The following is a 2,096-nucleotide window of genomic DNA, read 5'->3' as shown; positions in this document are numbered from 1 at the left end:
TTGCGCTAACAACACTGTCTTACCCCTCGTAAAACTGTTTAATTGTTAACAATAGAGCCACAAACTAGCGTCGCATTCGTGGGTATTATGATCCAGAAAACGTAGCCGTTAGGCTATAGCTGGTCAGTTATCTAAAGTTAGAGGCATGTTGGCTTAGCCTGCGCGGAGCGCATAGCCCCGTCTCTTCAGAGCGGGGTGCTGACATTGGCAAAATCTAACAATCAACAGCTACGCCCTAAGCTTATTTTAAAGGGGAAATCTCAGATTTTGGATGGGGATATAGGGCGATTAAGGATTAAGATTTCCCCCCACCATCCAAAAATCCCGGCTTTCAAAACCTCTCGTGCAGTTGGGTATTCATTGATAACGGGTAAATTTGCTGTTTTGTACTGAACGACCCTCTACCCTCTGCCCCTGTACTCTGAGTTCTGAATCCTCTAGGACAGTTGAAAAATAAACGAAACTAAATCTCCTTTTCCTAAAGAAATGCGATCGCCGGGTCTTAACCGATGTCGATTTCCTTTGGGAAGAGAAATATTATTAATATAAGTGCCGTTGGAACTGCCCACATCTTCAATATAGTACGCATCGCCCTCCATCCGAATATCAGCATGGGTGCGAGAAACAATTTCTGAGTTGGGAAATCCCGAAACATCCACATCCGGGGGCACTAAATCATTGGGTTTTCCTAAATGAATCACCGAGACATTTTGAGGTAATTCTACAGGGGCATTGGTTTGAACATGAATCAACTTCGCCGCCTGTCGCTGTAACTGAGTCGCAGCCGCCTGAAAACCTTGAGCTATATTGGCTGGGGGTTCTGCCACCGTCACCACGGGAACCACGTCGGGAGGAGTTGTTACCGTCGCCACCGGAACATCAGGAGATTTTTCTAAATTTAGCCCGGAACTGATCACAGGTTGAGGCTGAGGTTCAGCCATCGGTTCATCGGGAGGGGAAACGACAGTCGGAATCAAGCCTTCGTTTTCACCGGAATTTGTTGGGGTAGATGCAGGTTGTAAATTCGACCCACATTGACCACAAAAAGCCGCATCCGTTTGTACCGTCGCCCCACAATGGGGACAACTCGTCATCGAAGGCAAGGGCGTATAACAAGCTTCACATTGGGTCGCGCCTTCTGGATTTTGATAATTACAATTAGGGCAAACAATCATAGGATTCTGATGGAAAAATTTGAGTTAGATTAAAGGTTCAGATGCTTAATTTTGGCAAATTTTAAGTTAAATTGGCTCCTGCTGCGGCATCTAATAACCACCATAATTCCCCAACGGGTTGAATCAGTCGGCTGGGATAAGCGATCGCATCGGCTTCCGAGGCAAACACCTGGGCTAAAGGTTCCTGTTTATTCGCCCCCGTAACCAAAAACATCACACAGCGAGCGTGATTAATTAGGGGTACAGTAAAGGTAATCCGAGGTTGACCGTCTTTATTGCCAACGGTAATTAAGCGATCCTGAACGGTTAAGGCTTCGGTGTGGGGAAATAACGATGCTGTGTGAGCATCATCCCCCATCCCCAATAAAACCACATCAAAAGCAGGAAATTCTCCGGCATTGAGATGAAAAAACTGCGCTAATTCCTGATTGTAGGTTTCGGCGTCAACCTTGGGGTCGTTGGCTGCCGTTGGCATCGGATGCAGATGAGTGGCGGGAAAATTGACTTGATCTAGCCAAGCCTGTCGCGCCATCCGTTGGTTACTGTCGGGATGATCAGACCGAACATAACGTTCATCTCCCCAAAAAACATGAATTTTATTCCAAGGTAACGCTTGTTGAGCTAACGCTTCATATAAGGGTTTAGGGGTGCTCCCTCCTGCTAAAGCGATTGTAAATTGATCCCGACTTTGAAGCGCGTCTTTAATTTTAACCAGAAGAATATCTAAAGCTCGCTGAGTGATTTCTTCTTTAGTCGCTAGAATTTCTATAAATTTTTCCATTAGGGTAGCCTCAAAGGTTAATTTAGGCATCAAAGCAACAGGCTACAATAATGATAAGAGGTTTTGTCCGTTCGCGGTTGAGATTTAGCCCCCAGCAGTTAAGCTTAATGTTGAAAGTTAACAGTTGACTTCCCCCTAAT

Annotated in this window: 2 protein-coding genes; both read right to left on the bottom strand. The window is 45.6% G+C overall.

Translation table 11 applies throughout. From position 1 onward, the window contains the following. Window positions 1-437: 437 nt before the first annotated feature. A complete protein-coding gene (locus IQ236_RS27475) occupies window positions 438-1,175 on the bottom strand; it encodes an FHA domain-containing protein (RefSeq protein WP_193872402.1) in 738 nt (245 codons plus the stop codon). Window positions 1,176-1,236: 61 nt separating this feature from the next. Then, entirely contained in the window at window positions 1,237-1,956 is a 720-nt protein-coding gene (gene pgl, locus IQ236_RS27470; protein WP_193872400.1) for a 6-phosphogluconolactonase, read from the bottom strand. Window positions 1,957-2,096: the final 140 nt, after the last annotated feature.

Origin of the sequence: Planktothrix mougeotii LEGE 06226 (assembly GCF_015207485.1) — a bacterium.
In the GTDB taxonomy this organism is placed as follows: domain Bacteria; phylum Cyanobacteriota; class Cyanobacteriia; order Cyanobacteriales; family Microcoleaceae; genus Planktothrix.
The sequence above is the reverse complement of the archived record's forward strand: the minus strand, read 5'-3'. Positions and strand labels throughout refer to the sequence as shown.